This is a genomic window from Bradyrhizobium sp. USDA 3262 (genome assembly GCF_054060035.1).
In genome coordinates this window covers 7,606,156-7,625,500 of record NZ_JBSSCT010000001.1, presented here as the reverse complement: position 1 = coordinate 7,625,500, position 19,345 = coordinate 7,606,156, and the positions used below count along the sequence as shown (strand labels likewise).

General features: G+C 64.1%; 16 protein-coding genes and 1 pseudogene. 13 read left to right on the top strand and 4 right to left on the bottom strand.

The features are described 5' to 3' along the window. Positions 1 to 24: 24 nt before the first annotated feature. Genes ACVWYP_RS36030 through ACVWYP_RS36005 form a run of 6 tightly spaced genes read left to right on the top strand, consistent with a single transcriptional unit; the run spans position 25 to position 5,826 of the window. Positions 25 to 912: a carbohydrate ABC transporter permease gene (locus tag ACVWYP_RS36030; protein ID WP_304496642.1), complete on the top strand. Its 888-nt coding sequence runs from the start codon at positions 25 to 27 to the stop codon at positions 910 to 912. 4 nt (positions 913 to 916) lie between these two features. Beyond that, positions 917 to 1,744, top strand: a complete 828-nt coding sequence (locus ACVWYP_RS36025) for a carbohydrate ABC transporter permease (protein ID WP_304496641.1) — start codon at positions 917 to 919, stop codon at positions 1,742 to 1,744. 7 nt (positions 1,745 to 1,751) lie between these two features. Beyond that, complete coding sequence (locus ACVWYP_RS36020; RefSeq protein WP_304496640.1) at positions 1,752 to 2,756, top strand: zinc-dependent alcohol dehydrogenase family protein; 1,005 nt, start codon at positions 1,752 to 1,754, stop codon at positions 2,754 to 2,756. A 6-nt stretch (positions 2,757 to 2,762) separates the two neighbouring features. Then, positions 2,763 to 3,836: an ABC transporter ATP-binding protein gene (locus ACVWYP_RS36015; RefSeq protein ID WP_304496639.1), complete on the top strand. Its 1,074-nt coding sequence runs from the start codon at positions 2,763 to 2,765 to the stop codon at positions 3,834 to 3,836. Beyond that, positions 3,833 to 4,792, top strand: coding sequence for a sugar kinase (locus tag ACVWYP_RS36010; protein ID WP_304496638.1), 960 nt, complete (start codon positions 3,833 to 3,835; stop codon positions 4,790 to 4,792). Before ACVWYP_RS36015 ends, ACVWYP_RS36010 begins: the two co-directional genes overlap by 4 nt. Beyond that, a complete protein-coding gene (locus tag ACVWYP_RS36005; protein WP_028341176.1) occupies positions 4,789 to 5,826 on the top strand; it encodes a tagatose 1,6-diphosphate aldolase in 1,038 nt (345 codons plus the stop codon). The genes ACVWYP_RS36010 and ACVWYP_RS36005 overlap by 4 nt, the downstream gene beginning before the upstream one ends. Before the next feature lie 118 nt (positions 5,827 to 5,944). Here ACVWYP_RS36005 and ACVWYP_RS36000 read toward each other — a convergent pair whose 3' ends face one another. Beyond that, positions 5,945 to 7,708, bottom strand: coding sequence for a N,N-dimethylformamidase beta subunit family domain-containing protein (locus ACVWYP_RS36000; protein ID WP_453945901.1), 1,764 nt, complete (start codon positions 7,706 to 7,708; stop codon positions 5,945 to 5,947). A 46-nt stretch (positions 7,709 to 7,754) separates the two neighbouring features. Here ACVWYP_RS36000 and ACVWYP_RS35995 point away from each other — a divergent pair, with 46 nt between their 5' ends. Next, on the top strand, positions 7,755 to 8,090 hold the full coding sequence (locus ACVWYP_RS35995; protein ID WP_304496636.1) for a hypothetical protein: 336 nt from the start codon (positions 7,755 to 7,757) through the stop codon (positions 8,088 to 8,090). A gap of 191 nt (positions 8,091 to 8,281) precedes the next feature. Here the strand turns inward: ACVWYP_RS35995 and ACVWYP_RS35990 are convergent, their stop codons facing one another. Both ACVWYP_RS35990 and ACVWYP_RS35985 read right to left on the bottom strand, forming a co-directional pair. Continuing rightward, entirely contained in the window at positions 8,282 to 9,265 is a 984-nt protein-coding gene (locus ACVWYP_RS35990) for a phosphotransferase enzyme family protein (protein ID WP_304496635.1), read from the bottom strand. Then, on the bottom strand, positions 9,262 to 10,071 hold the full coding sequence (locus tag ACVWYP_RS35985; protein WP_304496634.1) for an HAD-IIA family hydrolase: 810 nt from the start codon (positions 10,069 to 10,071) through the stop codon (positions 9,262 to 9,264). Before ACVWYP_RS35985 ends, ACVWYP_RS35990 begins: the two co-directional genes overlap by 4 nt. A gap of 340 nt (positions 10,072 to 10,411) precedes the next feature. On the opposite strand from ACVWYP_RS35985, the gene ACVWYP_RS35980 reads away from it, so the two are divergent. The 4 genes and pseudogenes from ACVWYP_RS35980 (at position 10,412) to ACVWYP_RS35965 (ending at position 15,799) form a co-directional block, all read left to right on the top strand. Then, on the top strand, positions 10,412 to 11,974 hold the full coding sequence (locus tag ACVWYP_RS35980) for an ABC transporter substrate-binding protein (protein ID WP_092083051.1): 1,563 nt from the start codon (positions 10,412 to 10,414) through the stop codon (positions 11,972 to 11,974). A gap of 101 nt (positions 11,975 to 12,075) precedes the next feature. Beyond that, positions 12,076 to 13,056 carry an ABC transporter permease gene (locus ACVWYP_RS35975; protein ID WP_018272936.1) on the top strand — a complete coding sequence of 327 codons (981 nt, stop codon included), beginning with the start codon at positions 12,076 to 12,078 and terminating at the stop codon, positions 13,054 to 13,056. 2 nt (positions 13,057 to 13,058) lie between these two features. Beyond that, on the top strand, positions 13,059 to 13,976 hold the full coding sequence (locus tag ACVWYP_RS35970; protein WP_304496633.1) for an ABC transporter permease: 918 nt from the start codon (positions 13,059 to 13,061) through the stop codon (positions 13,974 to 13,976). Further along, positions 13,963 to 15,799, top strand: a pseudogene (locus ACVWYP_RS35965) (ABC transporter ATP-binding protein). Before ACVWYP_RS35970 ends, ACVWYP_RS35965 begins: the two are co-directional and overlap by 14 nt. Positions 15,800 to 15,803: 4 nt before the next feature. Here ACVWYP_RS35965 and ACVWYP_RS35960 read toward each other — a convergent pair. Further along, entirely contained in the window at positions 15,804 to 17,210 is a 1,407-nt protein-coding gene (locus ACVWYP_RS35960) for an amidase (protein ID WP_304496631.1), read from the bottom strand. Positions 17,211 to 17,426: 216 nt separating this feature from the next. On the opposite strand from ACVWYP_RS35960, the gene ACVWYP_RS35955 reads away from it, so the two are divergent. Both ACVWYP_RS35955 and ACVWYP_RS35950 read left to right on the top strand, forming a co-directional pair. Further along, positions 17,427 to 18,383, top strand: coding sequence for a phosphotransferase family protein (locus ACVWYP_RS35955; protein ID WP_304496630.1), 957 nt, complete (start codon positions 17,427 to 17,429; stop codon positions 18,381 to 18,383). Next, positions 18,380 to 19,336 (top strand): choline/ethanolamine kinase family protein, encoded by a 957-nt coding sequence (locus ACVWYP_RS35950; protein WP_028341168.1) that lies wholly within the window; start codon positions 18,380 to 18,382, stop codon positions 19,334 to 19,336. Before ACVWYP_RS35955 ends, ACVWYP_RS35950 begins: the two co-directional genes overlap by 4 nt. The last annotated feature ends 9 nt before the right edge of the window (positions 19,337 to 19,345 follow it).

Below are 19,345 nucleotides of genomic sequence, written 5' to 3'. Positions count from 1 at the left end.
CCTCACTCTCAAGGAAACGGATGCATGTCGGACGCGGCTGCGACACTCACGCAGGACCGGCAAAAGCTGGAGATGTCGGCGCTATCGGCGCCGGCCGTGATCTTCACGGTCGCGATGATCGCGTTTCCGGTCGTCTATACGATCTGGCTCGGCTTCCAGACATTCTCCTCGACCGGCAAGCAGTCCTTCGCGGGTCTCGCCAATTACTCAAAGCTGGTCTCCGACTACGAGTTTTGGCACGGGCTCTGGGTCACCATAGCGCTCTATGTGCTGTCGTTGGTGCTCCAGCTCGTCTTTGGCGTGTGGCTGGCGCTGGTGTTGTTTCACGCCAAACGCCTGCCGGGAATCGTGCGCTCGCTGTTCATCTCCCCCTTCATGATGCCGCCGGTGGTGGCGGGCATGATGTGGCTGGTGATCCTCGATCCCTCGCTTGGCGCGGCCAATTACATCCTCCAGTCGTTCGGCCTGCCGCCGTCGGACTGGCTGGCGTCGCCGACGTGGGTTATCCCGACCGTCGCTCTGATCGACAGCTGGCAGTGGACGCCATACGTCGCCTTGATCGTGCTGGGCGGCCTGCAATCCCTGCCGCCGAGCGTCTACGAGGCGGCGCAGATCGACGGAGCTTCGCCGTTCAAGACCTTCCAGCGCATCACTCTGCCGCTGCTCTTGCCGACCATCGTCACCGCGGCCATCCTGCGCAGCGTGGATCTCCTGCGTTTCTTCGATATCATCTACATCACGACCCAGGGCGGCCCCGGCAACGCCTCGAACACGCTCAACATCTACGGCTTCCGGGTGGGTTTCGAGTTCTTCAACATCGGCTATGCCAGCGCCCTGATGCTGACGCTGACGGCGATCGTGTTCGGCGCCGTGCTCGCCTTCAACCGCCTGCGCGGCGCAGTGGCGTGGTGATGTCATGACGGATGCCGCCAACACCGACCGCTGGATCCGCTGGCTCAACACCGCGCAGCTCGTGCTGGCCGGCGTGCTCATCATGGCGCCGACCGTCTGGATGGTGCTGTCCTCGTTCAAGCCGTCGTTCGAGGTGACGGCCTATCCGCCCACGCTGATCTTCACGCCAACGCTCGACAATTATGTCGAGCTGACGAAGACCACGCCGTTCCTCAGCTATGCGCTCAACAGCCTCATCGTCACCGTCGGCTCGACAGCGCTCGGCCTACTGTTCGGCATCCCCGCCGCGTTCGCCGTGTCCTGGACACGGATCTCGTGGCCGGCGATCCTGACGCTCGCAGCGCGCATGGCGCCGGGCACGCTGTTCCTGCTGCCGTGGTACGTCATGTTCCGGCAGATCGGCATGATCGGCTCCTACACCGCGCTGATCCTGAGCCACGCCGTCATCACGCTGCCGATCGTGATCTGGGTTTTTCTGCCATCCTTCGACGGCATCCCGCGCAGCGTCTTCGAGGCGGCGCAGGTCGACGGATGCAGCGTCACGCGCATCCTCTGGCGCATCGCGCTGCCGCTGGTGGCGTCCGGTGTCGCTGTTTCCGCGATCCTCGCCTTCGTCTTCTCATGGAACTACTTCCTGTTTGCGCTGGTGCTCTCCAACGGCGACACCAAGACGCTGATCGCGGCGGCCTTCAACTTCATCGGCGAAGGCTCGACGCAATGGGGCGCCCTCATGGCCGCGGCGACACTGATCGCGCTGCCGCCGCTGGTGCTGGCTGCCCTGGTGCAGCGCTGGCTGGTGTCCGGACTGACGCTCGGCGCGGTGAAAGGTTAGGTATCTGATGAACGTGTCGCCCCGTCCGAATTCGATCATGCAGGCCGCGGTCTTCCACGGCAACGACCGCATCACCATCGAGCGCGTGGCAATGCCCGACGTCGGCACGGGTGAAGTGCTCGTGCGCGTTTCGCGCACCGCATTGTGCGGCTCCGATTTCAAGCTCTGGCACAAGGGTGCCGAGTTCACCGCCGGACACGAAATCTTTGGCGTCGTCGAACAGCCCGGTCATCGGCTGCACGGCCACCGATGCGCCGTCTACATTCCCTTGCATTGCGGCCATTGCGCGGCCTGCAAACGCGGCGACACCCAGATGTGCCTGGAAGTCTCCAGCCTGATCGGCTGGAACAGGCCGGGCGGCTATGCCGAATATGTGCCGGTGCCGGAAAACTGTTTGCTGCCGGTGCCTGACGATATCGAGGACAGCCTCGCGCCGCTGCTGCTCGACACCATCGGCACGTCGGGCCACGCCGTGCGCTTCGTCAGCCGCGTGGTGCCGCCGGGTGAGGCCGGACCTGTTCTTGTCATGGGCGCCGGGCCGGTCGGTCTCGGCGTCGTGCTGGCGCTGCGCGCGCTCGGCTACAACGACATCTACGTCGCCGAACCCAACGCGACGCGGTTGAAGATCGCGCAATCCTTCGGCGCGAAGGCGCATCCGGTCGGGGACACATCGCAGCGCTTCGCTCTCATCATGGAATGCTCCGGCGCGCATGCGGCGCGCAATCTCGGCATCGAGCTCATCCTGCCGCGCGGTGCGCTGGTGCTGGTCGGCGAGAACGCTGCGCCCTGGACCATCGAGGAGGGCAAGGTGTTCCGCCGCAAGGACTTCTACATGATCCGGACCTTCTACTTCCCGGTCTCGGATTTCGAGCCGAACATCGAGCTGCTGCGCAAGTTCAAGGACGAATACCGCGTCCTCGTCGACGGCGAGTTCGGCCTGTCGGCCCTGCCTGAGAATTTCGCCCGCTTTGCCAGGGGCGAGCTGATCAAGCCGGTACTGGCGCTGGATTAAGCGATCATGGCCTCGATCTCGATCCGCAACCTCGTCAAGCGCTACGGCAGTTTCACCGTGATCCCCGACCTCAATCTGGAGATCGCGGACCATGAATTCGTCGTCTTTGTCGGGCCATCCGGCTGTGGCAAGTCGACCCTGCTACGAATCATCGCGGGTCTCGAGCCGATCACGTCCGGAGACCTCTACATCGGCGACAAGCGCGTCAACGGCGTGCAAGCTGCACAGCGCGACATTGCGATGGTGTTCCAGGACTACGCGCTCTATCCGCACATGCGCGTCTACGACAATATGTCGTTCGCATTGGAGTTGCGGGGAACGCCGAAGGCGGAGATCGATGCGCGCGTCAAGCGCGCCGCCGCACTGCTGCACATCGAACCCTATCTCAATCGCAAGCCGAAGGAGCTCTCCGGCGGACAGCGCCAGCGCGTCGCGATGGGCCGTGCGATTGTGCGCAATCCCAAGGCGTTTCTGTTCGACGAGCCGTTGTCCAACCTCGACGCAAAACTGCGCGGGCAGGTGCGGGCCGAGATCAAGGCGCTATCGCAGGAGCTCAAGACCACCATGGTCTTCGTGACCCATGACCAGATCGAGGCCATGACGATGGCCGACCGGATCGTGGTGCTCCAGAACGGCACGATCCAGCAATATGACACGCCGGAGACGGTCTACGAGCGGCCGGCCAACCAGTTCGTCGCGGGTTTCATCGGCTCGCCCGCCATGAACTTCTTCCCGGTCGAATGGCGTGGGGAGCGCGCGATCCTTTCACAGGGCGCAACGGCGGTGCCGCTGGATGGCGAGACCGCAAGCCGGCTGCGCCGGGCCGGCAGCGCGATCCTCGGCGTTCGTCCCGAGCATTTCGTCGCGGCCACTGATACGGCCGACGGCGTTGCCATCAACGTCAAGCTCGTCGAGCCGCTCGGCTCGGATACGCTGATTCATTTCGATCTCGCCGGCGTCTCCGCGATTGCAAGGGTCGATCCGTCGTTGCGACCGAAGCTCGGCGATCGCCTCAGCTTGCGGCCGCAGCCGGGCAAGACGCATTTGTTCGATGCAGCGAACGGGCAGGTCTTGCGGTGAGCGCGTCGGCGAACATAGCAGCTCTTTCGGCGCTCGCGGATGTGGCGTCGGGAGCCAGGCGCGTCCAGGTGATCTGCCTTGGGCTATCCGCGCTCGATCAGGTCTGGCGCGTCGATCGGCTCTTTGCGGGCAACAGCGAGAAGATAAAGGCCATCGACTACGGTACCCTTGGCGGCGGAATGGCCGCCAATGCCGCGGTCGCGGTCGCACGGCTCGGTGCCTCCGTCGCGTTCTGGGGACGGGCAGGGGACGATGCCGCCGGGCACGAGATGCGGTCGGCTTTTGCGGCCGAAGGTGTCGACGTCGAGAATTTCCGGCTGTTTCCCGATGGCCGCTCGTCGGTCTCGGGGATCATTGTCGACAGTTCGGGCGAGCGGCAGATCGTGAACTTCCGTGGTCTCTTTCCGGAAGCGGCCGATTGGCTTCCGCTTGAAGCCATCGCGCGCACATCCTCGGTGCTGGCCGATCCGCGCTGGGTGGAGGGCGCCGCGACGCTGTTTCGCGAGGGGCGTGCGCGCGGCATTCCGACGGTGCTCGACGGCGACATGGCTGATGCCGGGGTGTTCGAGCGACTGCTGCCCCTGACCGACCACGCGATCTTCTCCGAGCCCGCGCTCGCTTCTTTCGCCGGATCTGCCAAAGACGAATCTCTCGCAGCACTGGCGCGCTTCGGCTGCAGTGTTGTTGCCGTCACACGCGGCGAGGACGGTGTGAGCTGGTACGAGAATGGCCAGCTGCACCGGCACGCCGCCTATGCCGTCGATGTCGTCGATACCACCGGCGCCGGCGATGTCTTTCATGGCGCCTATGCGCTGGCGATCGGCGCCGGTCTCGAAGTGCGCAACGCCATGGCGTTTTCTGCAGCCACGGCCGCGATGAAATGTCGCCACGCCGGTGGCCGCAACGGAATCCCTACCATCAACGAGTGTGTTGCATTCATGAGGACGAAGCCATGAGAACGATTGGAAAGAACCGCGGGCTGGGCCGCCTTGCTGACGCGGAAGGCCACTTTCGCATGGTCGCGCTGGATCAGCGGCCGCCGCTGTTCGATGCCATTGCGAAGGCGAAGGGAATCACGCGGGATCAGGTCGAATATTCCGACGTCACCGCGGCCAAGCGGCTCCTCGTGGAGAACCTTGCGCCGCATTGCAGCTCGATGTTGTTCGACCCGAATTTTGCCGTGCCCGCCGCGATCGATCTGTTGCCGCCGCGCTGCGGCCTGATCATGACGCTGGAGGAGCATCGCGTCGAGGAGACGGCGGGCGGTCGCAAGTCGCGCGCGATCGCCAACTGGAGTGTGGAGAAAATTCGCGCCATGGGCGGCGACGCCGTCAAGGTGCTGGCCTGGTATCGGCCGGATGCGGACGCCGCGGTAAACGAGCATCAGAAGCGCTTCGTGCGCGAGATTGGCGAGGAGTGCGCCCGCCACGACGTTCCCTATGTTCTTGAATTGCTGGTCTATCCGTTCCTTGGTAGCGCCAATCACACCGCCGATTATGTGGAATCGCCTGGCAAGCTCCCGGGCCTCGTCATCGATAGCGTGCGCGAGTTTGCCAAGCCCGAATACGGCGTCGATCTCCTGAAGCTTGAGAGCCCTCTCGCGGCAAACAGCCTGCCGGCCCGTGACGGCAGCGCCGAAGCCAGGGCCGCGCAGAAGGAATTCGATGCGATCGGCGATATCTGCCGTGCGCGGAGTATTCCCTGGGTCTTGCTGTCGGGCGGCGCCGCGCCGGAAAAATTCGAGCGCGTCCTCGACTTCGCTTATGCCGCCGGCGCGGGCGGTTTCCTGGCCGGCCGCACCATCTGGCTCGATGCCGTCCTGAAGAATTTCCCGGACCTTACGGCGGTTTCGGCGAGCCTGCGCAAGGATGGCCTCGGCGTGCTTGAGCGGCTCAACAAGCTGACGACGGCCAAGGGCACGCCTTGGAAGGCGCGCTTTCCTGTATTCACCGATATCAAGCAGGAGGGTGACTTCGCGCGCGCCTATTGAAATGGTAACGGCTCAGATCGTCTTGCTGGGCAGGACTCGAACCTGCAACCAGACCATTCTGAGGGGCGAACGAAGGTCGTTGACCTTTCGTTTCAGGGGCGAAGCCGCGCTGACGGTCTCATGCTCCGAGCACCGGCTCCTTGCCGGTGAAGGCCCTGAGTATATTCGCCGTCAGGCGCGAAAGACCGTTGTCGCAGCCGTTCCAGGCCAGGGTGCCGGCATAGGCGATGGAGCCGACCGAAAACACCCAGCCGCCTCCATCGATCGGAAACAGGACCATGTCCGATCTCACCACGTCAGGCCGCTGTGCGCCTCCCTGATCCGGAAGCGAAAGTGTGAGATCTTCGATGACGAGCTGATACTCGTTGCCAAGCCCGGTCGAAGTCCCGAGCACATAGGCATGCTCGGGGCTTCCGAGCGCAACGTCGTACCTGTCGACCTCGTCTCCCACTGCTCCACCCAGCACATAGCCGTAATCGCCGACGATTTCCTCAGTGATGCCGTCGAACAATTTCGCGGCGGGCGAATTGTAGCTCGCCTCCAGACGTCGATATCCGCAGCCCCTCGACCATCCCTCCGATGCAAAGCCCACGCCTAGCATCTTGTTCGGGGCGCGGCCGCGCGTGCGCCAGATGCCGCCGGCTTCAGTCGTCGCAACATGGGTCCGTTCGCCATAGGGGGCATCCCAGCAGCGCGTGCCGCTGTTGTCGCGGCGCACCTCGATGACCCAGGGCTTTGCACCGAGCCGGCTCGTCACCCAGTAGAAGCCGTTGCCGCCAAGATACATGACCCGTCCGCCGTCATGCAGGTATCCGTCGAGGATATCGAGGCCGGTTCGTGTCCAGTATTCCGGGTGCGAGCCCGTGACGATCGCCGCGTACCGGTCGGCCAGGTTGCGGCCGCCACGTTCGAAATCTTCGTCGGTTGCGACGTGGTATTCGATGCCGAGTTGCTCCAGCCATTCGATGATGTACATGTCGACGGGAAAGTGACGGTACGAGCCCGTTAGCCAGTTCGGAAAACCAGGGCGGACGTTGAACAGCGGCCGTCTGCGGCTCGAATAGCGAACCGGCGTTCCGTCGGCATGGGTATCGTAGCAGGAGCGGCCCGGCTCCGGATGTGAGAACAGGTACTGTTCGTCCTCGGGCACCACCTTGTCATGAGGCATCACCGATGAGAAATCGAGCGAGGCCAGGTGGTCGTTCGCATAGGCCAGATAGGTGTTGGTCGGCACCAGGAACAGCACGGGTGCCGAAGTGCCTAGGACTGGCCTGACAAACAGCGGAAAATGATTGCGGCTTCCGCCGGCCTCGAGCCGAACTGCGTAGACTCCGCTTTGAAGGTCCTCCGGCAGGCGGAATTCGAGATTATACCTCCAGCCGGCATCCACCATGTCGTCGTCGTGGAATTGCAGCGCACAGTACTGCTCGGGAACTTCGACGAAGGAGTCGCTTCGCCCGTCCCAGTTGCGTCCGGTCACACCGCGCTCGACGCCGTTGACAAGGTGCCCCTGTTTGCCTCCAGCGTCCGGCTCAATCGTCTCTGACGCGAAGTCCCTGCCGAGTTTCCATGCTGCCCATGCCGGCTGCGTGGGAGTCTTCCCTGCGTGCCATGCGGCGATCATCTCGGCGGATGGCTTCGCGAGGTGCAGCGTTGGCGAGTCGATCTTGCCGTTATATGGCTCCAGCGGCGACCCGGACCGGCCGATGCCGGCCGCCGCGAGCAGGAGCGTCGCCGCATTTGCCGTCGCGCCGGTTGCCGCGCGGAACGTGCGTTGTGCCCCAACCTTGGCATCAAGACGCCTGAGGTCGATGCAGACCTCGCCGTCGCCGATGGTACTCAGGATCGAATACCAGTGTTTGGCGATGATCGCATCCGGCAAGACCGCGAGCGTTGCGCTGCCCATTCGAAGCGCAAGACCGCCTGAGATGATGACGAGCGCAATGTCGCCGATCGACCAGATGGCCTGGGGCGCGCTCCGCTCGGGGACGGTCGGCCATGCCCAGCAATGGACGCTGATCGCCGCATCGTTGATCGGTGAGGGAAGCGGAAATTCGGCGTGCGAGCCGACCATTGTGGATTGCACGCCGCCGGAAACGGTGCGGTCGAGCACCGACGAGAAATCGATCACCTTGCCCTCGATCGCTTCGTCGCGCCCGGGACCCGAGACCAGTCGCACGAGGCTTGCGCGGGCGGTGGCGTGCGGCGTGCTGATCGCGAGCCGGACGACATCGCCGGGCTCGCAGGACCACTCCTCGAAATAAGCCTGGATATCCATCTGACGCAGCCCACGCTCGCTGGTTAAGTCCGCTTCGGACGCGCGATGTCCGAACGCGCGCCCATCATTCGCGGATCAAAGCCGGCGGGGAAACATCTGTTGTGGCATTCTGGAGTCCGGGAGCAACAACACTGGAGAAGAGGGCAGGCGCGCCGCGGCTGGTCCCGAAATTCCGCGTCACAATCCGCGCAGGAACCGGTCGCCGAGCGCGACCGTTCCGTCGGTGTAGCCCGTACCGAGGCGTCGTGCGGTTTCGGTGTCCGAATGCGAAGCGAGCCAGGCCGTCAGCAGCATGCGCCTGAGCATCACGAACGCAGGCAGCATGGCCTCGTCGTCGCGCGAGACCGGTGCGACGGTCCGGTATCCCGCAAGCCACGACTGCTGGAGCAGGTCTATCACCGGCTCGTGCTCGATGAAGCTGACGGCCGCGGCGAAGTCATAGAAGAACCACGAGAAGCCGCAATCGTCGAAGTCGATGACGCCGAGCCGGTCGCCTTCGACGAGCAGGTTGGCGAGGCGGAGGTCGGCGTGAACGAGGCCAAACCGCTGCTCGTCCCGTCCGTAAGCCTCGACGCGCCGTTCAAGTTGGTCGGCGACCCTCTGCAACAGCCTGCGGCCATCGTCGCGCAGGCCAAGACCGGCGCGCCAGTCACCCCATAGTGGCCGGCGGCCCAGCATGGCATCGAAATCCCAGACTTTGCGCTGGAACGTTGATGGCATTGTCCATCGGCGGCTGTGCGCGTGAAGCCGCGCGCTGGTCGCGCCGAGCTTGCCGAACCAGGTGGCCAGATCGTCCGAGGCGTCCGGCTCCTTGCCGCTGAGGAATTCGAACGCAACGACGTGTCGCGTCGCGCCGCTCAGGGGAATGGGGCACAACAGGTGTCCCTCCCGATCGGCGACCGGGCGCGGCGTGAGCACCACGTTGTCTGCGATCAAGGCGTCGATCCAGGCGAGCTCGGACGCAATCTCGTCCGGCGAGTGATAGCCGGGCCGCTGCACGCGCAACACGAGTTTTTGCCGCGAGGCCGGATCCTGCACGAGAAAGGTGGTGTTCTCGGAATGGCTGAGAAAGGCGAGCGTCGATTGCGATGATAGTCCCCAGCGCGGCAGGCTCGCGGCGAGAGAGGCCTGCATGCTCTCGATGAGGCCAGGAGTCATCATCGCGGCCAACCGGCCGTCTCGGGGGGCGCGAGGTCAAGAAGGCTCGCGATGATGCGATCGGGGACGACGCCCGCAACCGCATTGAAAGGGACGTCGCTGGCGAGCAGGATCGACCGCATGCCGGCGGCCTTTCCTGCCGCGATATCGGTGCCGAGCTGGTCGCCGACCATGACGGTCTCATGCCGGGCAGTGCCGAGATGCGCCAGCGCCTGTTCGATCAGGAACGGTTGCGGCTTGCCTAGCACGATCGGCTTGGTATTGGGCACGGCGGCGGCAACTGCGGCCGTGATCACGCCGACGCAGGGATCGTAGCCGTCATGAACCGGCGTCAGGACATCGGGATTGGTGGCGATGACGGTTGCGCCGGCGAGTGCGGCCCTGACCGCGGTGCGCAGCTTGGCGTAGTCGAGCGCGGCATCGAATCCGAGCACGACGATCTTGGGCTCGACGCAGGTCAGGCGATAGCCACTGTCCTCGATCGCCTCGAGCAGTGGTCGTTCGCCGATCGCAAACACGGGCGTGGTGCGCGGCCAGCGCCGTTCGAGCAGGGACATGACCGCCGAAATCGTCGTGAAGACCTGTGACGGCTCGGCCGGAATGCCGATGCGGCTCAGCTTGGCGGCAAATTGCGCGGCGGATTTCGTCGAATTGTTGGTGACGAACGCGTAGGGCAGGCCCCGCTCGCTCCATCCGCGAAATGCCTTGACGGAGTCTTCGATCGGAGTGTCGCCGCGATAGGCGACGCCGTCGAGATCCGAGATGACGCCGCGAATGGGATGGTCGGCCGGAGCAACACGCTGTTCCAATGCTGGGATTCCGTTCAGTTCCGCGAGCGTGATCATATGGTCGCCTGCATGGCGTTGCTGCTCTGTGCATCCATCATTTGTGTGCTGCACATTGGAAAGGCGTCCTTGCCTTGCCGTTGTGCGCCATGCTTCCGGGAGCGGAAAATCTCCGTGCGCGACCGCGGCGCCCGGGAGTGTCAGCAACGGAATCGTGGAGCAGCAGGAATCGGGCGATTGCGGCCTTTGGTCTAGGCTTTGCAGGCGTGAAAGCCACGATTTGTGCAAGACGATCGAAACGGCTGAGTGCCTTGCGGCCTCGAGAGCAGTTTCAGCGTTGCCGAAATCATCGAGGGATTACCATATGATCAACCGCAGAGACTTGATGTTAGGGGGACTGGCCGGGGCCGCGGCGTTCGGCTTCGGGCGGGTCAATCCCGACTTTCTTGTGAATTCCGCCTTTGCCGCCGAAGGCAAGACACTGCGCTTTCTTGGCGCGGAAGCGCTGACCGGCAACTGGGACCCAACCACCCATACCAATCTCGGCCAGCTCATCGTCGAGGGCTTTGTGTTCGGCTATCTGACGCGGGCGCCGATGCGGCCGGAGAAGCCGGACGAGCTGATCTTCGAGCTGGCTGAATCGATGAAGCCCATCGACACCTATACGATGGAGGTGAAACTCAGGAAGGGCGTCAAATTTCATGACGGGACCCCGTTCACAGCGGCCGACGTCAAGGCGACCTATGAATATGGCTGCCAACCCGATCGTCCGGCGCAGTGGTACCCCGGTCTCGTCACCGTCGACGTCGTCGACGACTACACCTGCCACATCAACACCAAGGCGCAGGGCTATCCGGCGACGCTCTACTACTACCTGTCGTCCTTCCTGCCGATCATGTCGGCCAAAGACGTTGCCAACAAAGCGCAGCTCTCGGCGCGCATGAACGGCACGGGCCCCTACAAATATGTCGAGCAGAAAGGCGACACCACCGTTCTCGCCGCCAATCCCGACTTCTTCCTCGGCGCAGCGAAGATCCCGGGTGTCGAGTATCACTTCGTCGGTGACACCACGACGCGCACGCTGTCGCTGTTGAACGGCGAGGCCGACATCATCGAGCGGCTCGAGCAGGAGCAGGTCGAGACCATCTCGAAGGATGCCCGCTTCAGCATCCACAAGGCGGTTTCGGTCGAGAACAAATACCTGTTCTTCCGCTGCTCGAAGAAGCCGTTCGACGATCCGCGCATTCGCCTCGCCGCATGCTACTCGATCGACCGCAAGCAGGTGCTCGACGTGCTCGGCGTCTCCGGCATCTATTCCAAGGCGCACATCTCGCCGGTCAAGTTCGGCTATGCCGAGGTGGCCGACTATCCTGAATTCGATCCGGACAAGGCGCAGAAGCTGCTCGCGGAGGCCGGCTTCCCCAAAGGCCAGGGCCTACCCGAGCTCACCTATTACACGTCGGTCGGCTTCTATCCGAAGACGAAGGAATATGCCGAGTTGATTACCGGCATGCTCCAGGAGCAGGGGTTCAAGGTCAATCTGCAGACGCTCGAAGTCGCGGCGTGGGGCAATTTGCTTTACGACAAGCCCGGCGGCGGTGAGGGCAACATGATCGACTGCGGCTGGTGCACCGGTTCGCCCGAGCCGGATCTCGTCCTGCGCACCCACTTCCACTCCTCCTCCAAGCGCATCACCGGCATCGTCGACAAGGACATCGACGCAGTGCTGGACAAGGAGCGCAACGCCACGACAATCGAGGAGCGCAAGAAGATCCTGCAGACCGAGACGCTGCCGACTATCGCCAAGAAGGCCCCGGCGCTCGCGTTGTTCACCTCGGTCTTCATCCATGCCTACAGCAAGAAGCTGGATGGTCTGTACATCTATCCGAACGGCATGCAGGACATGACCAAGGCAACACTGGCATGATGATTGCTCGGCAGGCCGGGTACGCCCGACCTGCCGGTTCGCGGACGCAGGCCGGACTGGTCGGGCCTGGTCCTCATGAATTGCAAAGGTAGCTCTTCTCGATGTTGATCCTGGAATTCCTGGTCAAGCGGATCGCGCAGGGCATCCTGATCGTCTTCATCACCTCGTTGATCATCTTCACGCTGCTGCGCGTGGTGCCGGGCGATCCCGTGCGCCTGATCGTCGGCGGCATGGCGCCGGCCGACGTGGTCGAGAAGGTCGCGACCAAGATGGGGCTGCGCGACCCCATCATCGTGCAATATGGTCGGTACATGCGCGGGCTGGTACAGGGCGATCTCGGGCAATCCTATTTGCGGCCGCGCAGCGGCATGATCGCGACCGGCGGGCAGTATGTTGATCCGACCAAGTCGGATATGGCGCCGGTGATCGATCTCATCCTCGAACGCCTGCCGTTCACGCTGCAACTGGGCGGCATGGCGCTCGTGTTCGCGCTACTGCTGTCGTTTCCGATCGGCATCGCGGGCGGGCTGCACCAGCATCGCTGGCAGAATGCGTTGGCGTTCGGAATGCAGTCGCTGTTCGTCTCGATTCCGAATTTCTGGCTCGCGATCGTTCTGATCCTGTTTCTGTCGGTGAAACTGAAGCTGCTGCCGGCGCTCGGTTACCAGGGATTTTCCTATGTCATCCTGCCGGCCTTCGTGCTCGCGGTGGAGATCGCCCCCTTCATCATCCGCACGCTGACGACCTCGCTCGGCGAGGTCATGCAAGCGCCGTTCATCGATGAGGCGCGGGTGCGCGGCCTGTCTCGCCGCCGCATCGTCTATTCGCACGCCCTACGCAACGCGGCAGTGCCGCTGGTCAACCTGCTCGGGATCCAGCTTTCGACGCTGATCGGCGGCGTTCTCGTGATCGAATACATTTTCGATTATCCTGGCCTCGGCAATCTGACCGTGGTCTCCGTCGTCGGGCGCGACTTTCCAGTCATCCAGGGCATCGCCATCACGACCAGCGCCGTCTTTGTCTTCATCAATATCATCGTGGATTTGGTCGCTTATCTGATCGATCCCCGCGTGGAGATCTGATCATGACGGCCACCACGATCATCGCTGAGGAGCCCGCCTTACCGGCGGCCCCAACCCGTTCGGTCAACCGCCGCATCATGGCCGCCGCCTGGCGCATGCCGAGCTTCAAGATCGGCTTCATCATCTTCATGGCGCTGGTGCTGGCCTCGGCCATCTATCCCGAGGTGTCCTCGATCAGTGCGACCAAGATGGTGGTGAAGGACAAGTTCATGTCGCCGGTCTTTCTCGGCGACAAATGGACCTGGGATCATCCGCTGGGTACGGATCAGCTCGGCCGCGACATGCTGATGCGCAGCCTGATCGGCCTGCGCTATTCGCTGCTGGTCGGCGTCGTCACGGTCCTGCTCATCTTCGTCATCGGCTGCGGCCTTGGCCTGTTTGCCGGCTTCAAGGGCAAATGGTGGGACACCGTCATCATGCGGATCACCGATGCCCAATTGTCGATTCCGATGATCATCCTGGCGATCACCATTCTCGGCGTGTCACGGCCGACGGTGCCGACCATCATCATCGTGCTGGCGCTGTCCGGCTGGCCGCTCTACGCGCGTGTGGCGCGCAGCGCCGCGGTCACCGAGCGCGGCAAGGAATATGTCCGCGGCCTGCGCGTGCTCGGCGCCGGGGACTGGCGGATCCTGTTTCTGTTCGCCGCGCCGAACATCCTGCCGCCGATCGCATTCGTCGCCGTGCTCGACGTCGCACGCATGATGATCTTCGAAGCGATCCTCGGCTTCCTGGGGCTCGGCATCCAGCCGCCGACGCCGAGCTTCGGCAGTATCATCGCCGACTCCCGCAAATACCTGATCAATGCCTGGTGGATCGCGACCACGCCGGGCGTGTTCCTGGCTATCGCGCTTACCTCGATCAACCTGATGGGGTCGGCGCTCGAGAAGGCGCGCAACCGGATCTATGGAGGTCTCTGAGATGGATCTCTCGCTCATTCTGGAGGTCGACGACCTCACGGTCGGTTCTGCGACACCGGGCGCCGCGCCGATCCTCGATCACATCTCCTTCCGCCTCAACACGTCGGAGATCTTCGGCATCTATGGCGAAAGCGGCGCCGGCAAGACCGTGCTCAGCCGCGCATTGGCGAACTGGCTGCCGCAAAGTCTGGCGTATCGCTCCGGAGGGGTCACCTTCGCCGGCCAGGACATTCTCGGCGCCGGGGCGCGCGAGGTGCGGATCGGCCGCGACATCGCCTATATCGGCTCCAAGCCGCAAAGCTCGCTCGATCCGACGGTACCGGTCGGGACCCAGATCGCGGAAAAGCTGCACAGCGTCAGGCCCGAATGGAATCCGCGCGAATGTCGCGAGCGGGTCGTGCAGCTCCTCGGCGAGGTCCGGATTCCATCGCCGAAAGAGCGCTATTGGGACTACCCGGCAAAATTCTCCGGCGGCATGATGCAGCGCGCGATGATCGTGGATGCGATCTGCGCCGAGCCCGCCGTCCTGATCGCCGACAACATTACCCAGCCGCTCGATGTCACCATCGCGGCACAGATCGTAGCGCTGCTGCACGACCTGTGCCTGCGCCACAGGATGGCGACGATCTACCTTTCGTCGTCCTTGCCCACGCTCGGCCAGTTCGGGGACCGCACGGCCGTGCTCCATCAGGGCCGGTTCGTCGAGCAGCAGGCGTTCGCCGACCTGCTCAGCCGCGCCGCAGACCGACTACACGCGCAAGGCCATTGCCAGCGTGCCGCGCATGTGGGCGACCACGGAGGGCCCGCCGGCCCGCCGCAAAGCGCAAGACGAATTGCCCCTGATGAAGGTGGAACACGTTGTTCGGACCTATCGCGCACGCAAGCGGGGCACGTTCAATACCTACAGCAACGTGCAGGCAGTACGCGGCGTGACGCTCGACATCATGCCGCGCGAGAATTTCGGCATCGTCGGGGAATCCGGCTGCGGCAAGTCGACCCTCACACGCCTGCTGGCCTGGCTGGAGGTTCCCGACAACGGCAGCATCGTCCTCAATGGCACGTCGCTCGGGACGTTGTCGCCGCGCCAGCTGATCCGCACCCGCAGCGAATTCCAGCTGCTGCTGCAGGATCCGTACAACGCCCTGCCGCCGCGCACCACCGTCGGCCGCATGATCGAGGAGAGCCTGCTGATCCGTGGCAATGTCGCCCGCGCGGAGCTACGCAGCCGGGTCATCGCGGCGATGGCCGAGGTCGGTCTTGCCGCCGAGCTCTATGACCAGCTCCCGAACGCGCTCTCCACCGGCGAGCGCCAGCGCATCTCGATCGCGCGCGCCCTGATCCTCGATCCCAAGCTGCTGATCCTCGACGAAACCTTGTCCGCGCTGGATCAACGCGAGCAGTCAAGGCTGATCGACCTGTTCTCGAAGCTGCAGGAGAAGAACGACCTCACCTATGTCTTCATCTCCCATGATCTCGCAATGGTGCGCAGGGTCTGCACGCGCATTGCCGTGATGTATCTCGGTGAGATGGTCGAGATCGCCGACAACCGCGAGCTGTTCTTCGATCCCCAGCATCCCTACACCAAGGCATTGCTCTCGGCCGCCCCCACGCTGGAGGAGAAGCCGTTCAACCCCGCGGACTTCCTGCTGGAGGGCGAGCCGCCGAGCCCGATCGATATCCCGGCGGGATGCAGCTTTGCCTCGCGCTGCCCGAAGGCGTTCGGCCGCTGCCGGCTGGAGACGCCGAATCTGGTCGAACGCGCGCCGGGGCGCTTTGCCGCCTGCCACCTCCTCGACGGCGAGCCGGCGCAGGCCGCGGCCTGAGCGCTCAGGGGCGCGGCTTGAACGGCCAGTTCATCGCGAACGAGCGCATGTCTTCCAGCGCCTTGGTCACCTGCAGCACGCCGAGATCGTCGAAGCGGTGCCCGGTCACCTGGACGCCGATCGGCAAATGGCGGGAATCGAATGCCATGCAGACGGTGGAGGCGGGCTGGCAGGTCTGGTTGAACATTGCGGTGAACAGCGTGTGCGCGAGCGGCATCTCGCGCGACACGCCGGGCTCCTCGGCCGGGAAATTCACCACCGGCAGCGTCGGGGCGATGACATAGTCCCAGCCCTCGAAGGCCGCGAGCATCGCCGCCTTCATCTTGGCGATCTGGCCCAGCGCCCGGTAGAGGTCGGCGCCCGAATGTTTCGCCCCACCAAGGCACCATGCGCGAACGTAGGGATTGATGTCGCGTGCGGTGTCGCCATGCGGCGGCAGCGATGCATATTCGAGATAGCCGCGCACCTGGAGGAACAGGTCGATCGGCGCATAGGCGTCGTCGGTGAGCGGAGAGGTGAACGGCTCGACGATCGCGCCGGCGCCCGCGAGCAGCTTGCCGGCCGCTTCGACCGCGCTGCAAACCGCCGCCTCCGCCTTCATGCCGAAGCCCATGTCGGTGAGGATGCCGATCTTCAGTCCCTTCACGTCGCGCTTCAGATGCTCGTGATAGCGCACGCCATTGGCGGGCAGGCTCCAGGTGTCGCGCTCGTCCTGCCGCGTCAGCACGGTCAGGAGGCGCGCGATATCGTCCACGCTGCGGCCCATCGGGCCTGCCATGCGCATGGTGTCGGCCGGCAAATGCGGCACACGGCCATGGGTCGGCTTCAGTCCGGCCAGTCCGCAATGGGCGGCCGGAAGGCGGACCGAGCCCGCGATATCCGTGCCGACGGAAACATAGCCGGCGCCGGCGGCGACGGAGGCGCCTGCGCCGGCCGACGAGCCGCCGGTATTCCAGGCGAGCCCCCAGGGATTGCGGGTAACGCCGTGCAGCGAGCTGATGCCCGACGCCATCAGGCCGCAATCCGGCATCGTGGTCTTGGCAAAGATCACCGCGCCGGCCTCGCGGAGCGCGATCGCCGGCGGCGAATCGTAGTTGGAGGGCGGCAGGGCACGGTTGGCGCCGATGCCGTGAAAATAGGGCCAGCCGATCATGGCGACGCTGTCCTTCACGGTCATGGGGACGCCGTCGAGCGGACCCAGCGCCGCTCCCGCCTTCCATCGCGCTTCCGAGCCTTGCGCGCTTGCCATGGCTTGCTCCGGACGGAAGCAGAACAGCGCATTGATCGCGGGATTGACCGCCTCGGCATGGCCGAGCACGGTTCGCAACACCTCCACCGGCGACAATGCGCGCGATGCGTAGGCCTCCGTCAGCCCCGCAAGGCTCATCCCGATCAGTTCCGCAGCAGACATCTCGGCCTCGACAAATGGTGTTTTGGATCAGTGTCCGGATAGCGAAAGTCGCCCCCGTCGGGGTAGTGCCGCTGCCGCAAGGGCATGATTTGGTGGAGTGCGAGGCATCCCTTTTGCATCTGTCTTGATCAAACTTGTCTTGATCGAATTTGTCATCAAACCGGGAGGCCCGCGATAAGCGGGCCGAATGGCACCCGCGAGAGATCAGAAGTCGTCATGAGCCAGTCTGGAACGCAAATCGCCACGGTCCGGAACTACATTGCCGGGCTCCCGGGATGGGGGACGGGCGATATCGTGATCGAGCCCGCCATTCCGGTCCTCGCCTCGCCAAGCTGGCGCGGGGTCGACGGCGCTCCCTGGCGCGCCACCAGGAATGGAAGCGGCGAGAGCATCTTCATCAAGAGCATGGATGTGGATGCCAAGCTCTACATCGACGTTGCCTGCGCCTTCGAAGCGGCCCGGCGCGCATCCGATCTCGGTATCGGTCCCAAGGTGCTTGCGGCGGATCCGGACGCGGGACTTCTGGTCATGGAGGATCTCAACCGTGGCTGGCGGGTCGGCACGCTGGAGCGGATGCTGGAGCCGAAGATCGTCGACGCGGTCATCGCGGCGCGGCGCCTGTTCCAGGCAGGGGCACCTCTGCCGCGGCGCATGGGAGTCTTCGACGAGATCGAGCATTTCTACGGGGCGGCAAAGGCCGCGAAGGCGCAACTGCCCTCGGATGCGGAATGGCTGGTCAAGGAGCTGCGTTTTGCGGCCGATGCCTTGAGGAAACTCGACATCAAGCCGGTGCCGATCCATGGCGATGGCAATGTCTCGAACATCCTGATCAGCGACACCGGCGAGGTTCGCCTGATCGATTGGGATCGCGCCACGACGGCCGACCCGCTGGAGGACCTCGGCAGCTTCCTCGTCGAAGCCTTCGCGCAGGAACCGGAGGCGCGCGAGGCCTTCAGCCGCAACGCCGGCGGATTCGACGAGCGCGCATTCAGCCGCGCCCGCATCTACGGCATGGCGGATGATCTGCGCTGGGGCCTGATCGGCGCCGTGCTCGCCGCGCGGTCGGCGCGCAACACCTTTGAGTTCTACAAGTTCGCCAGCTGGCGCTTCGTGCGTTGCCGCATGACGGTCCGGGAGCCGCGCTTTGGCGAGATGCTTCGGAGGATCGCATGACTGTCCGCAGGAAGCTCGGCGAGGGAGCGACAGTCCACGAGTGCAATGTCGAGGCGGCGATCGCCCGCGTGCCGCAATGGCACGGCAAGGGGGCGGCCTATACCCCGCTGGTCGGCGGCCTCATGAATCAGAACTGGCTGGTCGAGATATCCGGCGATGGACGGCGCTACTTCATCAAGGTGCCCGGCGAGGGCTCGGAGATGTTCATCGATCGCGTGACCGCCAACGAGGCTGCGCGCAACGCCCACGCCATGGGCGTTGCGCCCGAGGTGATCTTTTTCGACGCCGCGGACGGGCTCGAGATCAGCGAGTTCCTCGAAGGCTATCGCGCCTGCACCAATGCCGATTTCGGCGATGCCACCATCCAGGCCGACGTTCTCGACCTTTACCGCCGCCTGCATGCCGGCCCGAAGCTCGGGCAGACCAAGACCATCTTCGACATGATCGAGGAACATATCGAGCAGGGCAGGGAGCTCGGCGCGCATTTCCCGCAGGACATGCCCTGGCTGATGCATCGCTACAATCAGGCCAAGTCGGCGTTCCTGGCGTCGGGTCTCGATCTTGTGCCGTGCTTCAACGATCCGATGCCGGGCAATTTCCTGATCTCGGCGGAATCAGGCGCCCCAAAGCCGATGAAGCTGATCGACTACGAGTTCGCTTCCAACAACGAGCGTAGCTATGAGCTCGGCGTCCTTTTCGCCGAGATGTTCTTCGACGAGCATCTGACGGAGGCCCTGATCGAGCAATATCTGGGCGAGGTGCGGCCGCAGATGGTCGCGCGCGTGATCCTCAACCGGGCGCTCGCCGACATGAAATGGGCGTCATGGGCGGTCGTGAACCGGAAGCTCAAGGACTGGGATTTCGACTATCAGAAGTACGGCGTCTGGAAATACATGCGCGCCCGTGACGTGATGTACGATCCCCGCTGGGACGGCTGGTTGCGGCTCGTCTGAGCCGCGCCG